This is a genomic window from Mangrovibacterium marinum (genome assembly GCF_003046625.1).
Lineage (GTDB): Bacteria > Bacteroidota > Bacteroidia > Bacteroidales > Prolixibacteraceae > Mangrovibacterium > Mangrovibacterium marinum.
This window is the reverse complement of record NZ_QAAD01000009.1, coordinates 115,786-132,721: the sequence shown is the minus strand read 5'-3', so window position 1 is coordinate 132,721 and position 16,936 is coordinate 115,786. Positions and strand designations below refer to the sequence as shown.

The 16,936-nt window shown below is 46.5% G+C and carries 16 protein-coding genes; 4 read left to right on the top strand and 12 right to left on the bottom strand.

Going from position 1 to position 16,936, the window contains the following annotated elements:
• Nucleotides 1-4 precede the first annotated feature (4 nt).
• The 7 genes from C8N47_RS10560 to C8N47_RS10530 all read right to left on the bottom strand — a co-directional run bounded on the left by C8N47_RS10560 (nucleotide 5) and on the right by C8N47_RS10530 (nucleotide 8,614).
• Nucleotides 5-646: a deoxynucleoside kinase gene (locus C8N47_RS10560; RefSeq protein ID WP_107822522.1), complete on the bottom strand. Its 642-nt coding sequence runs from the start codon at nucleotides 644-646 to the stop codon at nucleotides 5-7.
• Between the two features lie 79 nt (nucleotides 647-725).
• A complete protein-coding gene (locus C8N47_RS10555; RefSeq protein WP_107822566.1) occupies nucleotides 726-2,825 on the bottom strand; it encodes a prolyl oligopeptidase family serine peptidase in 2,100 nt (699 codons plus the stop codon).
• Nucleotides 2,826-2,885: 60 nt separating this feature from the next.
• The gene (locus tag C8N47_RS10550; RefSeq protein WP_107822521.1) at nucleotides 2,886-3,371 is read right to left on the bottom strand and encodes a hypothetical protein; all 486 of its coding nucleotides are present in this window, start codon (nucleotides 3,369-3,371) and stop codon (nucleotides 2,886-2,888) included.
• An 87-nt stretch (nucleotides 3,372-3,458) separates the two neighbouring features.
• Entirely contained in the window at nucleotides 3,459-5,726 is a 2,268-nt protein-coding gene (pnp, locus tag C8N47_RS10545) for a polyribonucleotide nucleotidyltransferase (RefSeq protein ID WP_107822520.1), read from the bottom strand.
• Nucleotides 5,727-5,829: 103 nt separating this feature from the next.
• Nucleotides 5,830-6,099 carry a 30S ribosomal protein S15 gene (rpsO, locus tag C8N47_RS10540; protein ID WP_107822565.1) on the bottom strand — a complete coding sequence of 90 codons (270 nt, stop codon included), beginning with the start codon at nucleotides 6,097-6,099 and terminating at the stop codon, nucleotides 5,830-5,832.
• A 171-nt stretch (nucleotides 6,100-6,270) separates the two neighbouring features.
• Nucleotides 6,271-7,305 carry a potassium channel family protein gene (locus tag C8N47_RS10535; RefSeq protein ID WP_170111366.1) on the bottom strand — a complete coding sequence of 345 codons (1,035 nt, stop codon included), beginning with the start codon at nucleotides 7,303-7,305 and terminating at the stop codon, nucleotides 6,271-6,273.
• A complete protein-coding gene (locus C8N47_RS10530; RefSeq protein WP_170111365.1) occupies nucleotides 7,286-8,614 on the bottom strand; it encodes a DUF2851 family protein in 1,329 nt (442 codons plus the stop codon). Before C8N47_RS10530 ends, C8N47_RS10535 begins: the two co-directional genes overlap by 20 nt.
• A 148-nt stretch (nucleotides 8,615-8,762) precedes the next feature.
• Here C8N47_RS10530 and C8N47_RS10525 point away from each other — a divergent pair, with 148 nt between their 5' ends.
• The gene (locus C8N47_RS10525; protein WP_146161505.1) at nucleotides 8,763-9,290 is read left to right on the top strand and encodes a VTT domain-containing protein; all 528 of its coding nucleotides are present in this window, start codon (nucleotides 8,763-8,765) and stop codon (nucleotides 9,288-9,290) included.
• Nucleotides 9,291-9,392: 102 nt separating this feature from the next.
• Here the strand turns inward: C8N47_RS10525 and pyrF are convergent, their stop codons facing one another.
• From pyrF to C8N47_RS10510, 3 genes are all read right to left on the bottom strand, one after another.
• Nucleotides 9,393-10,226 carry an orotidine-5'-phosphate decarboxylase gene (gene pyrF, locus C8N47_RS10520; RefSeq protein WP_107822516.1) on the bottom strand — a complete coding sequence of 278 codons (834 nt, stop codon included), beginning with the start codon at nucleotides 10,224-10,226 and terminating at the stop codon, nucleotides 9,393-9,395.
• 62 nt (nucleotides 10,227-10,288) lie between these two features.
• The gene (gene prfA, locus C8N47_RS10515) at nucleotides 10,289-11,374 is read right to left on the bottom strand and encodes a peptide chain release factor 1 (RefSeq protein ID WP_107822515.1); all 1,086 of its coding nucleotides are present in this window, start codon (nucleotides 11,372-11,374) and stop codon (nucleotides 10,289-10,291) included.
• A gap of 74 nt (nucleotides 11,375-11,448) precedes the next feature.
• The gene (locus C8N47_RS10510; protein ID WP_107822514.1) at nucleotides 11,449-12,615 is read right to left on the bottom strand and encodes an AIR synthase related protein; all 1,167 of its coding nucleotides are present in this window, start codon (nucleotides 12,613-12,615) and stop codon (nucleotides 11,449-11,451) included.
• 296 nt (nucleotides 12,616-12,911) lie between these two features.
• Here C8N47_RS10510 and C8N47_RS10505 point away from each other — a divergent pair, with 296 nt between their 5' ends.
• From C8N47_RS10505 to C8N47_RS10495, 3 genes are all read left to right on the top strand, one after another.
• Nucleotides 12,912-14,063 carry an MFS transporter gene (locus C8N47_RS10505; RefSeq protein ID WP_107822513.1) on the top strand — a complete coding sequence of 384 codons (1,152 nt, stop codon included), beginning with the start codon at nucleotides 12,912-12,914 and terminating at the stop codon, nucleotides 14,061-14,063.
• Between the two features lie 149 nt (nucleotides 14,064-14,212).
• On the top strand, nucleotides 14,213-14,836 hold the full coding sequence (locus C8N47_RS10500) for a DUF4386 domain-containing protein (protein WP_107822512.1): 624 nt from the start codon (nucleotides 14,213-14,215) through the stop codon (nucleotides 14,834-14,836).
• A gap of 3 nt (nucleotides 14,837-14,839) precedes the next feature.
• A complete protein-coding gene (locus C8N47_RS10495; RefSeq protein WP_107822511.1) occupies nucleotides 14,840-15,610 on the top strand; it encodes a DUF6090 family protein in 771 nt (256 codons plus the stop codon).
• 171 nt (nucleotides 15,611-15,781) lie between these two features.
• On the opposite strand, the gene C8N47_RS10490 is transcribed toward C8N47_RS10495, so the two are convergent.
• Entirely contained in the window at nucleotides 15,782-16,438 is a 657-nt protein-coding gene (locus C8N47_RS10490) for a hypothetical protein (RefSeq protein ID WP_107822510.1), read from the bottom strand.
• Between the two features lie 2 nt (nucleotides 16,439-16,440).
• Nucleotides 16,441-16,929: an RNA polymerase sigma factor gene (locus C8N47_RS10485; RefSeq protein ID WP_107822509.1), complete on the bottom strand. Its 489-nt coding sequence runs from the start codon at nucleotides 16,927-16,929 to the stop codon at nucleotides 16,441-16,443.
• Between the last annotated feature and the right edge of the window lie 7 nt (nucleotides 16,930-16,936).

Sequence of the window (16,936 nt, the reverse complement as noted above, 5' to 3'; positions counted from 1 at the left end):
CGTGCTATTCGTTTAAAATTACCCGATTAATGCCGGGCGCATGCTTTTTATCAAAGATGATACCACGAATTTTTTTGTAGTCTTGTTCATTGCCCACAAAATCTACCTTGTTGGTATCAATCAACAGGATAGGAAAATCGTGTTGCTGCCGCAGATAGCTGAAGTAGCCATTCTCAATTTGAGAAAGATATTCCAACTTGATCGACTGCTCGTAGTTCCGCCCTCTTTTACGAATATTCTTCAAAAGGTTTTCGGGACTTAAGTGCAGATAAACATATAGATCGGGCTTCGGAAGTTTATCGTAAATGATCTGAAAGAAGCGATGATACAGGTTATACTCGTCATTGTTCAGGGTGGTCTGTGCAAAAATCAGACTCTTTGCAAAGTAGTAGTCCGACACCCAAAAGGAACTGAACAACTCAAAGTCGCGAATATTTCGGCTCAACTGGTTATAGCGATCGGCCAGGAAAGACATTTCCAGCGGAAAGGCATATTTATCCTGCTGCTGATAAAATTTAGGCAGAAAGGGGTTATCCTCGAAGCCTTCGAGCAAAACCCTCGCCCCGTAATCGCTGGCAATCAGCTTTGTCAGGCTCGTTTTTCCGCTCCCGATATTTCCCTCAATGACTAAATAATTAATATCCATAGACACAAAAAATCCCGGGAGTTTGTCGTCCCGGGATTCAAAAATACAATTTAAAAAACGGTTTCCCGAAGGTCGTGGCTTACAAATTCATGCCCAGATGATAAAATGTAAAAGCCCACACATCGGTATATTCTTCAATAATTTTTGTAGTTGGTTTGCCTGCACCGTGGCCGGCCTTGGTATCGATACGTATGAGCGTGGGCAGGTCTCCGACGTTGTATTCCTGCAAACGGGCTGCATATTTAAACGAGTGCGCCGGAACCACGCGGTCGTCGTGATCGGCTGTAGTTACCAGCACCGCCGGATATTTTCCGCCCTTGGCAATGTTGTGATAAGGGGAATAACCGTAGAGGTATTCAAACATCTCCTTGCTGTCGTCGCTGCGTCCGTAGTCGCCGGCCCAGGCCCAGCCAATGGTAAAATATTGATAACGCAGCATATCCATTACGCCCACCGCCGGCAAGGCAACCTGAAACAGATCGGGACGCTGATTGACCACGGCGCCAACCAGTAAACCTCCATTCGACCCGCCCATCAGGGCTAATTTTGCCGGCTTGGTGTAATTCGATTCAATCAAATATTCGGCAGCGGCAATGCAGTCGTCAAACACATTTTGCTTGTTCAATTTAGTTCCGGCCTTGTGCCAGTCTTCGCCGTACTCGCCACCACCACGCAGGTTGGCCACCGCCAGCACACCTCCGTTTTCGAGAAATGCCATACGGGTAGAAGAATATGATGGCGTCAGGCTGATGTTAAAACCACCATAGCCATATAATAAAGTCGGGTTGTTTCCATCGAGTACCAAATCTTTTTTGTGTACCAAAAACATTGGCACCCGTGTACCGTCTTTCGACTCGCAGAATTGCTGTTCCACCACAAAGTCGTCCGGGTTGAAGGCCACTTCGGGGCGGAAATACAAACTCAGCTCCCGGGTTTGAAAGTCGTAGTGATAAATCTCGCCCGGCGTATTGAAAGAGGTGTAACTGAAGAAAGCTTCGGCCTCTTCCTTTTTACCCGAAAAACCCCCAACGGAACCAATTCCGGGCAATGGCAGTTCATAGTCTAACTTCCCGTCAATGGCATATACTTCAACCACATTATGCGCATCCTTCATGTATTGGGCAACAATCTCGCCGCCGTTAAACGACACCGACTCGAGCACATTCTCCCCTTCGGGCAAGATGTCCACCCAGTTTTCCTCCGCCGGCTTGGTAAAGTCCACTTTAATCAGCCGATAGCGGGGAGCTTTATAATTGGTCAGCACATATAGCTGGTTACCCAGATTATCCACCACGTTGAAGTCGTACTCATAGCTGATCATCACGGGTACAAAGTCGCTCTGAGGCCGGAGCAGATCTTTCACAAACAGGGCGTTGCCGCTTGTTCCTTCGCTCGACGAGAGCAGCAAGAAGCGTTTATCGTCGGTAACGCCGGCTCCAAACATCCGCTTCGGATGCTCCTGATCTTCCTTCACCAAAACATCGTCGTGCTGACTTGTTCCTATTTTGTGGTAGTAAACCTTTTGGTATTCGTTTGATTTGGACAACTCACTTCCGGCTTCCGGCTCGTCGTAGCGACTATAAAAAACACCTCCGTCGTACCACGAAAGGCCTGAAAATTTCACCCACATCAGGTGGTCGTCCAACATGGCTCCGGTTTCGATATCCTTCACAAATACCTCATTCCAATCCGACCCGCTGCGGGCAATGGAGTAAACCAGGTATTTGGCATCGTCGGATATTTCGACTCCCGCGAGGGCTACCGTTCCATCGTCGGAGAGCACATTGGGATCCAGCAAGACAACGGCATCGCCCTGTAACGAATCAGCCATGAACAAGACATTCTGATTCTGAAGACCATCATTTTTGAAGAAGAAATACTTGCCACTTTTCTTAAAAGGTGTCCCCAGCCGTTCGTAGTTCAATAAATCGGTCAGTTGGCTGCTAATCTTATCGCGGTTGGGCAGCTTTTTCAGATAATCGAAGGTCACCTTATTCTGGGCTTCCACCCAGGCTTCGGTTTCAGCTGAGGTGTCGTTTTCCAGCCAACGATAAGGATCGTCGACACTTGTTCCGAAGTAATCGTCAGTTACCGCTTCCTTTTTTGTTTCGGGGTAACTCAATTTTTGTGTGCACGAGGCCATAAGCAAGATGGTAGATAAATAGACTAATTTTTTCATTTGCATAAAATTGATCGGTGAAAGTTGTATGCACAATCAGTAACAACCGATCCGCATTTATTACAGGATTTTGTTGGAATCCCTCACTTTCCGGTCTTTTTTACCTCCAATAACCTGCCCGGTAATTACCCCAATGGCAAAAGCCGGTGAATAGAACACGGCCTTTTCAACTTCGGGGAAAAGCACAGTCAGCAGAAATGCCAGGGCCATGAATCCTACCGTCCAGTACACCGACTGCAAATAGGTGTGGTACGATGGCGGGTAGAAGCCGTGCTCCTTCCGCAGATGGTCGCTCAGTCGCGATTGCAGCGAATCGATCCGGCGGCGCTCGGCTCCCGGTTGCTGAACGGCCTTGGCAACCTGATCGGCAGTTTGTTCTATTTCGTTCCGCAAGGCATAACAAGCCCGGCACGAGGAGGCCTGCGCATCGGTTCGCTCGGCATTGCGCAGGTATTCCTCGATGCGAAAGAAGCGCAAATCTTTCACATTTGATCCTTTTAACTGATCGACTATTTTCTTTTCAAATCCCGGATACCAGTTTTCCATATCGCTTGGCTGTTAAATGTTTTCATGCAAAAATAAGGCAAAAAAAATGCCTGCAAAAGCAGGCATTTCCGATCTATGCGATTTGTATTAGTCATCATTTCTCGATGGACGACGCTCACCGCCTTCGCGACGAGGTCCGCGGTTGTCGCGACGGTCACCACGATCACGACGATCGCCGTTATCACGACGCGGAGCACGCTCACGTGGCGGACGTTCTACATAACCTTCCGGTTTGGGAAGCAATGCTTTGCGGGAAAGCTTCAGTTTATTGTCGCGATCGATATCCAACAATTTCACTTCCACTTCGTCGCCAACTTTCAATACATCTTCGGTATTTTGTACGCGTTCCCAAGCAATTTCAGAAACGTGTAACAGACCTTCTTTTCCGGGAAGAATCTCGATGAAAGCACCGAAAGTTGTGATCGATTTCACTTTACCTTTATAGATTTCTCCTTTTTCAGGCAATGCGATAATTTTTTTGATCCGTTCTTTGGCTGCATCCAGAGCATCTTTGTTCAGGCCTGAAACTTCAACATATCCTTTATCATCTTTTTCTTCGATGACGATGGTTGTTTTAGTTTCTTCCTGCAGCTTTTGAATGTTTTTACCGCCAGGGCCAATGATTGGTCCAATCATGTCTTTCGGAATGATTACCGTTTCAACACGAGGTACATTGGGTTTATATTCGCTGCGAGGTTCGCTGATTACTTCAATAATCTTACCCATGATGTGCTCACGACCTTGCTTGGCTTGTTGCAAAGCTTGCGACAATATTTCGTACGACAATCCGTCAACTTTGATGTCCATCTGTGTAGCCGTAATACCTTTATCGGTACCGGTTACTTTGAAGTCCATATCACCCAGGTGGTCTTCGTCGCCCAGGATATCGGAAAGAATGGCAAATTTGGTATTTCCTTTATCGGTGATCAATCCCATGGCGATACCTGAAACCGGACGCTTCATTTGGATACCGGCATCCATCATAGCCATGGTACCGGCACAAACTGTTGCCATTGACGATGAACCGTTTGACTCAAGGATATCGGAAACCACACGAACAACATAAGGGAAATCTTGCGGGATCATGCGTTTCAGGGCGCGGTAAGCCAGGTTACCGTGACCAATTTCACGACGGCTCAAGCCACGTGGTGTTTTGGCTTCACCCACACAGAATGGCGGGAAATTGTAGTGCAACAGGAATTTTTCAGTTCCCTGAACGGTTACACCGTCAATGATTTTCTCATCCATTTTGGTTCCCAAAGTCACTGATGACAATGACTGGGTTTCGCCACGGGTGAAGATTGAAGAGCCGTGTGATCCGGGCAAGTAGTTGGTTTCGCCCCAGATCGGACGAATTTGCGTGGTTGTACGACCATCCAAACGGATACCTTCGTCCAGAATCATGCGACGCATGGCTTCTTTTTCCACATCGTGGTAATATTTTTTAATCAACTTGATATTTTGTACCAGGTCGATTTCTTCGTTTTCAGCATTCGCCTCTTCGTAGGCAACGATGTACTCGTCAACCAATTCTTTGAATGAAGACATCCGCAATTGCTTGTCGGCAATACGCTGCGTTGCAATAGCATAGCATTTTTCGTAAAGGTCGGCGTGTACCTTTTCGCGCAATTCTTCGTCATTCACTTCATGACAATATTCGCGTTTGGCTTTACCTACTTCGGCGGCCAATTCTTCTTGTACTTTACAGTGAACACGGATGGCGTCGTGAGCAACTTTAATTGCTTCCAACATTTCTTCTTCAGTCACTTCATCCATTTCACCTTCAACCATCATAATGTTCTCGTAAGAGGCACCCACCATGATGTCGATGTCTGATTCTTTCAGCTGAGCAGCGCTTGGATTCACCACGAACTCGCCGTTGATGCGACCAACACGTACTTCTGAAATCGGACATTCGAAAGGAATATCGGAAACCTGAATAGCAGCGGAGGCTGCTAAACCAGCCAAGGCATCAGGCATTACATTTTCATCAACAGAAATCAATGAAATCATCACTGCTGTTTCGGCGTGGTAATCAGCCGGGAACAGCGGACGCAGAGCACGGTCAACTAAACGAGCGACCAGAATTTCGTCGTCGGAAGGACGCGCTTCACGTTTCAAGAACCCACCGGGGAAACGACCTGCTGCCGAGAATTTCTCGCGGTAGTCAACCGACACAGGCATAAAATCAACATCTTCTTTGGCTTCTTTGGCCGACACCACTGTTGCTAACAACATGGTATCTCCCATTTTTACAACAACTGCACCATCAGCCTGACGGGCTAATCGTCCGGTTTCGATCGTAATTTGACGACCGTCACCAAGGTCAATTGTTTTAATAATTGCTTGACTCATAAAAATTTGAACTAAATTTTAATTTTCTAACTGTTTCTTGTGGTGGTGGGGTTATCAAAAATAATAAAAGGCAATAAGAATTATTGCCTTTTATTGAAAATTTTTATCGACGTAAGCCAAGCTCTTTGATGATGCTACGATATCTTTCGATATCTTTTTTGGCTAAGTAATCTAACAAGCTACGGCGCTTACCTACCATGCTAACCAAAGCACGCTGTGTACTGTAGTCTTTTTTGTTTTTCTTCAGGTGCTCAGTCAGGTGAGCGATACGGTATGAAAACAAAGCGATTTGTCCTTCAGCTGAACCCGTGTCGGTTGCGCTTTTACCGTGTTTTCCAAAAATCTCTGCTTTCTTTTCAGAAGTCAAATACATAATTTCTTTTTTAAAATTGTGATACAATGTTTAAGCTGCAGCATCGCATTCAATAACAACAGCTTAAAATTAGTTCGCCTTAAAAGCTGCGCAAAAGTAATCATTTAATTTGAAATACCAGCTTCGCCGGCTTTTTATTTGACTGATTCACTTTTAGGTAGGTGCGTCCGGCTATCCCTTTTCGAGTAAATTCCGGAAGCGCCTGATTTGCTCGGGCGACCCCAGCACAAAAAGCTGGTCTCCTCGGCTTAAGGTCAGCTCCGACGACGGATTAAAAATATACTTGGCGCCGCTGATCTTAATCCCAACAATATTGCCCCCCGAGATATCCTGAGCGTTGAGCTCTTCGATGGAGTGATTCACGAAACAATCGGCCATATTGGTGCAACTAATTTCCTCGAGGCTCACATCTTTACTCTGCTGCAGGAGAATATACTCCAGAAACTCCACGACATCGGGCTGTGTGATCAGCTTGGCCATGCGCTGACCGCCAATACGCTCGGGCATGATTACATTGGTTACCCCGGCACGTTTCAACTTCGATACCGACTCCATTTCCGAAGCACGGCTTACAATTTTTAAGCTGGGATTCATGCTGCGGGCTGTGAGTGCCACAAAAACATTATCGGCATCGTTGGGCGTTGTGGCAATTAGTGCCCGGGCATAATCAACACCGGCTTGTTTGAGAACATCTTCGTGGGTGGCATCTCCGCGGATGTAAAGCAGCTCTTCGTCTTCCCGTATTCGAGACACCACATTTTCGCGTTTGTCAATCACCACAAAGTCGAGCCCGTAGTCGCGCAGTTCCATGGCCACCTGTTCACCATTGCGACCATAGCCAATGATGATCACGTGGTCTCTGAGTTTTTGAATTTTCTTATCCACCCGATATGTTTTTAAATAGTTTACCAGTTCTCCGTCGAAGACAAAACGTGCTAAATTGGATCCCACATAAGCCAAACTCCCCAGGCTGGCAATAATTAAGCCCGAGGTAAATATCTTTCCGCTATCATTCAGCGGATGCACTTCGCTAAAACCAACCGTTGAAATGGTAATAATGGTCATAAAGAAGGCATCGATAAACGAATAATCCTCCAGGTACATATAGCCAAGTGTTCCGGCCGACAACATGGAAAACAATAAAAGCACCCCAACCCGAAGTGTTCTGTTTGAAACATCCTGAAATTTATTTATCGACTGGCTCATCATTTTCGGGAATTATCCGCTTGATCAATTTCATTCCTACCGGGCAATTTAAGCATTTTTTGGCATTACAGTAAGAATTCTTTAACTCAATGAGCGCCTGACTATCGTAGGCGGTGGCGGCCGAAATGCCCAGTTGACGCCAATTAGCAACAATTGAGTTAGCCTCGGCAGGGATGCGTTCCAGAAAATCGAAGGCCAGATCTTTCAAATGTTGCTGCTTGTAATAATCGCCGTATACAAACAAAAAAGGAACAATGGTATTGATTACTAAATTATGAAACGATGACGTTCCAAAATTCTTGGACAGCTCCCGACTCTGCTTGTTGAATTTATAATGCGTATTCCAATAATCGGAAGGTTCGATCTGAAACAGCTTTTTTACTTCATTTAAGCTTTCCATCTCAATCAATTGCGAGAACAGGGCATTTGACTGATGGATTAATTGGGCAAACTGAGCAATTCGAACGGTCGGAAAATTGAAAGGACGCAGACGTAGAAACTTCCACAAATGCCCTTCCACCGGCTTCAACGCATATTTCTTATATAAGAACGAAAACTCGCGGCGCAAAGCCAGGAAATAGTCGTCGCCCACCAATTCTTGATTCAGCAAGCCGGCCGAGCCAAAAAGCAGTGCTTCCAGCTGAAACAAATCATTTTTGTGTTTGCCCAACACCGCCAGCGGAACCGCTTTTGCCAGCATTTCAAACGGAAGAGCATTCACCTTAAAACCAAAATTGCGAGCCAAAAACTGATAAAAAGTTTCGTTCCAATCGTTCTTATTTTGTTCCAGGCGGAAGACAATTTCGCTGGTTTTATGCTGAAGCCGCTCAACCACCAGGGCATGATACCACAACTGCAAGGTTATTTGAGGAACCTGATGAATGGCGTCGGCACAGGGAATCCAGCTGGTTGCTTGTTGCAACTTCCGGTAATTATCCTCCAACACCGACGAATATGGCAGACACACATTCTCGATGAACACGCCTTTTGAATTTTGCACGGCTCCGGTATCTTCTTTAACCAGATGCAGGATCACATTGTCGTAAGCGGAATCCTGATGATGCCGATGTTTGTTCCAGTCGCCCGACCGCCAATGGACCTCAACATTGCCGGCCCAAATTGTGTCGCCTATTTTTAACCGGGCATTAAAAAAGTCGGGACCAGCATCGGTATTCTGAAAACCCGGCGAGATAACTTCCACCGGAATGCCAGCTGTAGTTTTCAGCTCTGTAGCATCAAACAAGCGATGCCGCCATAAAAATTGCAGAAAAAACTCATCCATAATCAGCAAACAACTAATGCTATGCAAATTATGAATATTAAGAATAAAAGTCAAGCCCTGATTCCAGTCTGCCTGCCTCACCCAAATTGCAGGAGCTGCGTATAAAAAAATAGTCTGTTCCGAATGATCGATTGAATGAAACCGACTAACTTTAATACAAAGCAAATGTTTTCCCGTGAATATCAGCAGGCAACATATCACCCGAGCGGCTGTTGTTGTATTTTTTGCAGCGGTAGCCATCGCCATTGCCTCGGCAACGATAGGCCGGGAAATTTATGGCGCGACCAAGGAGAGCCTGCTATCTTTTGGCATCGTCAACTTCTCGGGCTATTTGTTTTTCCTGATCATGCCGGTGGAGCTGGCATTTATTTATTATCTGCACTCCGATTTAAGTTTTATTCTGCTCAACGTGGTTGCTGTAACAACCGCCCTTGGATCCCAAATGGTCGACTATTACATCGGCCACTCGCTGAGTGCTCGTATTATTAATAAACTAATTGGTCGCCACCGCTACCAGAAAGCCGAAGAGGAAATACAGAAATACGGCAACATCGCCATCTTCCTGTTCAACCTATTGCCACTGTCGTCACCGCTTATGCTGTGTGCCGCCGGCATGTTGCGCCATCCGCTACGCCAGGCACTTATCTACAGTGCCCTAGGCCTAACCATAAAATACCTGTTTATTACGATTTTCTTCCTTTAAAAGCGGATCATCTTTCCCTGAACAATAAAAAAACCCGGAACTCTGACGAGCCCCGGGCTAATATTTTATTGTAAGGGAGTTTACTCCTTTTGGCCACTCATTTTAAAGCAAGTCGGCTTCCAGCAGCAACTCTTCCATGTCAACTTGTACATCCATAGCTGCTTCGCGAGCTTTTGCAGCAAAGTTTTCTTCAGCCGAAGCATAAATAATCGCGCGCGATGAATTTACCAACAAACCACAATGCTCGTTCATACCGTACTTGGCGACCTCCTGCAAACTACCGCCCTGAGCACCAACTCCCGGAACCAGCAAGAAGTGATCCGGCGCAATTTCGCGGATGCCTTCCAGGTTTTCAGCCTTGGTAGCACCAACCACGTACATCAGATTATCGGTTGTTCCCCAGTTCTGCGAGGTTTTCAACACAGACTCAAACAACTGATCGCCGCTTTTTTCATCTTTCAGGAATTGAAAGTCGAAAGCACCTTTGTTTGAGGTTAAAGCCAACAAAATCACCCAACGATCCAGGTAAGTCATGAAAGGCTTCACTGAGTCTTCACCCATATACGGAGCAACAGTGACCGCATCAAAGTCCATGTGATCGAAAAATGCACGGGCATACAAATTTGAAGTATTGCCAATATCGCCACGCTTGGCATCGGCAATGATGAACTGCTCGGGATATTTTTCGCGGATGTAGTTCACCGTTTTTTCCAAAGCCACCCAGCCGGCAACTCCCTGGCTTTCGTAAAAAGCCAGGTTTGGTTTATAAGCCACACACAAATCGTGTGTTGCATCGACAATCTCTTTATTGAAGGCGAAAATCGGGTCTGAAGTGTCTTTCAGGTGAGCCGGGATTTTCAGAATATCGGTGTCCAGACCAATACACAGGAAACTGCGTTTGGCTTTAATTTGCTCGAATAATTGTTCTTTGTTCATTGTAATATGGTCGTTACAAAGTGAGGGTCTGACTTGTGGAGTCAGGCCCTCACCCGATAAATTTAAATTTCAGCTTCTTTCAAACGTTCTGCATTTTCTTCCAACTGCAGCTTTTCGATAATTTCGTCAATATCGCCGTTGATAATTGCCTGCAAATTGTATAAGGTCAGGTTGATGCGGTGATCCGTTACACGCCCCTGCGGCCAGTTGTAGGTACGGATTTTTGCTGAACGGTCGCCGGTTGAAACCATGGTTTTCCGTTTCGAAGCAATTTCATCCAAATACTTTTGGTGCTCCATATTATAAATACGGGTACGCAGCTCGATCATTGCCTTATCCAGGTTTTTCAGCTTCGACTTTTGATCCTGGCATTGCACCACAATACCTGTAGGAATGTGCGTCAAACGAATTGCCGAATAGGTGGTGTTCACCGACTGTCCACCGGGGCCTGACGAACAGAACTCGTCGCGACGAATATCCTCGTTGCGCAATTCAATATCGAATTCTTCGGCTTCGGGCAACACGGCAACCGAAGCTGCTGATGTATGCACACGTCCCTGCGTCTCGGTTTGCGGCACACGCTGTACCCGGTGCACGCCCGATTCGTATTTCAGGATTCCGTAAACATTCTCGCCCGTAACAGTTGCCACAATCTCCTTGTAACCACCCGATGTTCCTTCGTTCATGGTTGTTACTTCCATGCGCCAGCCCTTCTTTTCGCAGTATTTGGAATACATGCGGAACAGGTCTCCGGCAAAAATTGAAGCTTCGTCGCCACCAGTACCGGCACGGATTTCAAGGATCGCATTCTTCGAGTCTTCCGGATCGGCAGGAACCAGCAAGAGTTTAATTTCCTGTTCCTTTGCGGGAATGGCTTCTTCGCTTTGTTCAATTTCTTCTTTGGCCATTTCGCGAATATCCGGATCGCTCTCCTCGGCCAACATTTGTTTACCCGACTCAATATTTTCGATCAGGTTTTTATATTCTTTGAAAGCCTGCACCAGCGACTCCAGGCGACGATACTCCTGGTTCAGCTTCACATAGCGCTTCATATCGCTCATCGTAGCCGGGTCGGTAATCTGCTGACCCACCTCGTCGAAGCGATGCTGAATGCTTTCGAATTTTTCTAATAATGAATAATCTGCCATATAATCAGTTCCAAATTTTCAGTTTTAATGTTCCAAGTTTCATGTCTCGTTACTCAAGACTCAAGACTCACGTCTCAATACTCAAATGTTCCGAATTCGGATTTGATGGTGAGTTTTTTGCCTTCGTGCGCCTCAACCCGACCAACCACTTGTGCATCGATATTGAATGACTTTGAAATTTCGATAATTGCATCCGCCAATTCAGGCTTCACATAAATCTCCATACGGTGTCCCATATTGAAGACTTTATACATTTCGGCCCATTCGGTTTTCGACTCTTCCTGAATCAATTTAAATAACGGAGGAACCGGGAACAGGTTATCTTTAATAACGTGTACCCCATCAACAAAGTGCAACACTTTGGTTTGAGCACCACCCGAGCAGTGTACCATACCATGAATTTCGGAACGATGAGCGTCCAAGATCTTTTTAATAACCGGCGCATAGGTCCGTGTTGGCGAAAGCACCAGTTTACCGGCATCAATGCCTAAACCTTCGATGGCTTCGGTCAGCTTTTTGGTTCCCGAGTAAACCAGCTCGGCCGGCACTTCGGCATCGTAGCTTTCGGGATATTTTGCAGACAGGTAATTGGCAAATACATCGTGACGGGCCGAGGTCAGTCCGTTGCTACCCATGCCGCCGTTGTATTCTTTCTCGTACGAAGCTTGTCCGTAAGAAGCCAAACCAACAATGACATCGCCGGCCTGAATATTGTCGGCCGAAATAACATCGGAGCGCTTCATGCGGCAAGTAACGGTTGAATCGACAATGATGGTGCGCACCAGGTCGCCCACATCGGCGGTTTCGCCTCCGGTGGGGAAAACGCCAACGCCCATTTCCTGCAGCTCGCGGCACAGCTCGTCGGTTCCGTTGATGATTGCAGCAATCACCTCACCCGGAATTTTATTTTTGTTACGACCAATGGTTGACGACAACAGAATGTTATCCACCGCACCAACGCACAACAGGTCGTCGATATTCATGATCAGTGCATCCTGAGCGATGCCTTTCCACACCGACACATCGCCGGTTTCCTTCCAGTACATGTAGGCCAACGACGATTTTGTACCGGCACCATCGGCGTGCATAATGTTACACCACTCGGCATCGCCCCCCAACACATCGGGGATAATTTTGCAGAATGCTTTCGGGAACAATCCTTTATCAATATTTTTGATGGCGTTGTGCACATCCTCTTTCGAGGCCGATACGCCCCGTGCCATATACCTGCTGTCGCTCATAAAATTAGATTCTGAATTCGGGGCACAAAGTTAATATTTTTAAGGAAATATACAGACCATAACCATCGGGACGCTGATTTTGATGAGCACTTCTGATTGCACTGATTCCTTGCCCGGCCAACCAGTCCTTCCGCCTCAAGCTCTTTCATCCCGATTGGTACCAGGGGCAACCACGGAGAGCATCCGCGTAGCGCTGGTGAAAAGAAAAACCGGGAAACTTTAGGCAGCGTGTAATGTTTACTAACTTTGCGCCACTTGCCAATAAACACAAACCGCAATGTGTTTAAACGAAAAACATGAGCAAAGCAACCCAATATTTAGACAACATTATTTCCGTTACGCTTGGCATGCGTCTTTTTTCAATGTTAATCATCATCCCCTTTCTGTCGGTTTATGCCTTAAATCTGGAAGGAGGAGCTCCCTGGCTAATCGGTTATGCGCTGGGTATTTTCGGGCTCACACAAGCCGTTTTACAAATTCCGTTCGGTATGCTGAGCGACCGCATTGGTTACAAAAAGATGATGCTGGCCGGCCTATTGATGCTGATTGCGGGCTTGCTCACCGCTGCTTATGCCGCCAATATTTACTGGTTGATTTTTGCCCGGGCCCTGCAAGGCAGCGGCGCTATTGTTACGGTAGGCTACTCGTGGATTTCGTCGGCGGCGGGGGATGACGAACGCGACAAACAACTAACCCGGCTGGGGGCGGTGTTGGGAACCTTTACCATGCTGTCGTACCTGATTGGTCCGTTGGTGCACATTGTGTTAAGCGTAAGCCAGATGTTTGTCTTTTCAGCGGGCTTAATTGCCGTATGCTTTGTGTGGGTGCTGCTGTTTACCAAGCAGGTTGACCCGGAAGTGCGCAAATTGAAAAGCGCCGAGAAGGCAAAGCAGAAGTCGGTTTTTAACCGCCGGAACCTAACCATGGGCTTGATGCTGACCACGAACAACCTGATGAGTATGGCTTTTTTCTTTATGCTTCCTCTGCTGCTGATGGATGTGCTCGAAACCCAACAGATGTGGATCATCCTGACACCGGCCATTCTTTGCTCGGTGCTTCTGTTACCGGTTTTCTCGAAACTGAGCCAAAAGGGCAAAGCACGGGCAACCATCAGCCTGCTGTTCCTGACCGAAGGAGTCGGCTTTGGGCTGCTGTGGTTCGAAAATTTGCCAACCATTATTGCCGGAACAATTTTAATTACCGTTGGCACCTTTGCCATCTCAACCATTGTTCCGATGCTGGCCAACCGCGGCATCGACAACCGCCAACGCGGAAAAGGAAACGGCATTCTGGTTAGCCTGCAATATATGGGCTCGTTTTTAGGCGCTGCGGTCACCGGTATGTTGTGGAATTTCTCAGCAACAACAGCCTTCATCTTTACCGGCCTTGTTGCTGTGTTCGGAATTGTTCTGGTGCTGAGTTTTCCGGGACCGGCAGCTGAAAAATGACGTTTTCACCATTTTTTTTTAACACGAAATCGCCTCTCCCGACTCCGGCGTCTGTTAAACAAAGCCAAGCAGTCGATACGAACCGGATGCCAAGCTAAACCTCCGCCACCTCAAAAGCGTTAATATGCAATAACAAAACAACCCATAAAATGAGCTTACGAACGCTTTCTAAACTCGCAGGCACAAGCTATATTGTGATTTTTGCAGCAGCTGTCTTTGCTAACTTTTTTGCACTCGAATCCATCATTCAGAATCCCTTAAATGCGGTTCAACACGAACAGCTCATTATCCGATTAGGAATAATGGCTTTTCTGCTGACCGTTGCTTTCGACGTTGTAGTTGCCTGGGCCCTCTATAAACTTTACGAAACACACCCATTAGGTGCACTGAGTTCCTTGTTCCGAATGATGCATGCTGTAATTATGGGAGTTGCTACATTTGCGCTTCCAATGGTATTAAACCTGACAACCACCGAAGCGATTCTCAAGCAAATCAACATCTTCAACACCATCTGGCTAATTGGCCTTTTCTTTTTTGGAATCCACTTGATCCTCCTGGCAAAGATATTAAGCAAACCCAGGTTTATCACAGTCTTCCTGGCAATTGCAGGCGCAATGTATATGATTGATACAACCGCACATTTCACCATGGACGACTACGACAAGTTCCGGATTGCATTTTTAACATTCGTTGCCGTCCCCAGTATTTTAGGCGAAATGAGCCTGAGCGTATGGCTACTCGCCAAAGGCGGCAAAGCAAAACCAAACCCTTAGACCATGTTAAAATTCTTCAAAAAAATCAGGCTACAACTACTTGCCGACAAAAAACTTAGTAGATATCTGACCTACGCATTAGGCGAAATTATTCTTGTCGTGGTAGGAATCCTAATTGCCCTTGCCATTAATAATCTGAATCAAAAACGGATTCAAAAGAACAACGAACAAATTTACTTGCTTGGCTTGAAAGAAGAATTTCAGACCAGTAAGGAAAAACTCGGCGAGCTGATTGCTGTGAACAAAATGAGTTACGACGGCGCCATTGAGCTATTGGAACACATTTCCAATACGAATCAAACGCTCACGGAGCGGCGCTTCTCGGAGCTACTGTACAATAGCTTTTCGTTCGACATTGCTTTCAACCCAAACAATTCGCTGCTAACCGAAATGATCAGTTCCGGAAGTTTGAAAGGCATCTCGAACACCAGCCTCAGAATTCAATTGACAAACTGGATATCGACGCTCGAAGATGTTTCGCGACAGGAAAGCGAACTTAGCACCCAGCGGGAGAAAATTCTGGATCTGTTCAGAACGGACCAATACAGTTTAAGAACCATCCTGGACCAAACAGGAGCCAACTGCGAATTTGGGCTTTCCAAATCGACAAACCAGCGTAGCAACCTAAGCCTGTTAAACGCAGTGGAATTTGAAAACAACCTGCTGATGTTTATCATCACCAGTTCGGCAACCGAAAATGCACACTACCGCCCACTCATGGATGATATTAATTCAATTTTACAGTTGATCGAAAACGAAATTTCGCTCAATTAACCCCCGCTCATCAGCATCCGTAATCCTGACACCTTTAACCGCCGATTCAGAATCTGCATAAACGACCTACGAAACGGAAGTCCAAATCCGTTCTGGCAAAATTGCCCCACAATTGTTCAGCAAAAGCGCCTCACGACACGAGGCTATTTCCAACGAAAAGAAGTGTAAAGCTTAGCCAATCTCGTCCAACTCGGCCAGGGTATTTTTAAGCTGCTTAATGTAGCGACCGTAGAGGCGGCGGAAGCCCCAGTGAAAAACCAGGAAAATAAGCGCAACAATGGCCACCAACAGGGCCAAACCCGTGAACAGGACGGCATGATTTCTTTCGGCCCAGATGGTTTCAAGCTGCACATCGGGATTGCCAAAGAAGCCGGCAAGGGCCGAAATCACAATGACAAGCAGAAACACGCTTAAAGCCCCATAAAACAGCCGGCGGAACTTCATTAACGCCTGAATTGAATCGCTCAGCACCTGGCGCATGTCGTTGCTTTGCGAGTAGTGCTTTTTGGCTTCCTTGTATTGGTTCCAGAAAAAGCCAAAGGTGCCCACCAAAATGATGGTATTTATGCTATCGATCAGGTAAATCCAGGCCGGCACAGTGGCTCCGTCGGCAAAGGTTGGTGTGAGGTAAAAATCATCGATCAGAAAAAACAGCACCAAGGCAACAATCACGGCAAAGCCAATGCGCACGTTTCGGTCAATGCGGTCAATCAGCCCGTTGGTACGACGTTTCAGCATGCGGCGCAGTTCCGTCTCATCAAGCCGGTGGCGACTGGCCTGCTTGTCGGAAAATTTATTCCAGGCATTTTTTAGTTGATCCAGTTCCATGCTTAATCCTCAATATTCATCTGTTTCTTCAACTTGTGCTTGATGCGGTTCATCTTCACACGAACGTAATTCTGCGTAATTCCGGTAATGTCGGCAATTTCCTCGTAACTCTTATTCTCCAAATATAGCAGGATAATCGACTTTTCGATGCCACTCAGGTGGCTTATCGCCTGATGCAGCATGCGCATTTGTTCGTCGGTGGTGGGGTCGTATTCTTCGTGCACCAGCTGCATACCATCAATGGTCAGTCCATTTTGATCGGGCTGGCGCTTGGTCTTTTTAAAACTGGTAATGGCCGTGTTTAAGGCCACCCGGTACATCCAGGTGGTAAACTTCGACTCCTGCCGAAACGAGGGGTACGACTTCCACAATTGAGTCAGAATTTCCTGAAAAAGATCGCGGCGATCTTCCTCCGAATCACAATAAACAGAGCACACCTTGTGTATGATTCCCTGATTTTCGGTGATTATTTTGACAAATTCTTTCTCCAAGGTCTTT

Coding starts and splice junctions, on each gene's coding strand:
- C8N47_RS10560 (WP_107822522.1), bottom strand. CDS start 646: ATGGATATTAATTATTTAGTCATTGAGGGAAATATCGGGAGCGGAAAA.
- C8N47_RS10555 (WP_107822566.1), bottom strand. CDS start 2,825: ATGAAAAAATTAGTCTATTTATCTACCATCTTGCTTATGGCCTCGTGC.
- C8N47_RS10550 (WP_107822521.1), bottom strand. CDS start 3,371: ATGGAAAACTGGTATCCGGGATTTGAAAAGAAAATAGTCGATCAGTTA.
- pnp (WP_107822520.1), bottom strand. CDS start 5,726: ATGAGTCAAGCAATTATTAAAACAATTGACCTTGGTGACGGTCGTCAA.
- rpsO (WP_107822565.1), bottom strand. CDS start 6,099: ATGTATTTGACTTCTGAAAAGAAAGCAGAGATTTTTGGAAAACACGGT.
- C8N47_RS10535 (WP_170111366.1), bottom strand. CDS start 7,305: ATGAGCCAGTCGATAAATAAATTTCAGGATGTTTCAAACAGAACACTT.
- pyrF (WP_107822516.1), bottom strand. CDS start 10,226: ATGAACAAAGAACAATTATTCGAGCAAATTAAAGCCAAACGCAGTTTC.
- prfA (WP_107822515.1), bottom strand. CDS start 11,374: ATGGCAGATTATTCATTATTAGAAAAATTCGAAAGCATTCAGCATCGC.
- C8N47_RS10510 (WP_107822514.1), bottom strand. CDS start 12,615: ATGAGCGACAGCAGGTATATGGCACGGGGCGTATCGGCCTCGAAAGAG.
- C8N47_RS10505 (WP_107822513.1), top strand. CDS start 12,912: ATGAGCAAAGCAACCCAATATTTAGACAACATTATTTCCGTTACGCTT.
- C8N47_RS10500 (WP_107822512.1), top strand. CDS start 14,213: ATGAGCTTACGAACGCTTTCTAAACTCGCAGGCACAAGCTATATTGTG.
- C8N47_RS10495 (WP_107822511.1), top strand. CDS start 14,840: ATGTTAAAATTCTTCAAAAAAATCAGGCTACAACTACTTGCCGACAAA.
- C8N47_RS10490 (WP_107822510.1), bottom strand. CDS start 16,438: ATGGAACTGGATCAACTAAAAAATGCCTGGAATAAATTTTCCGACAAG.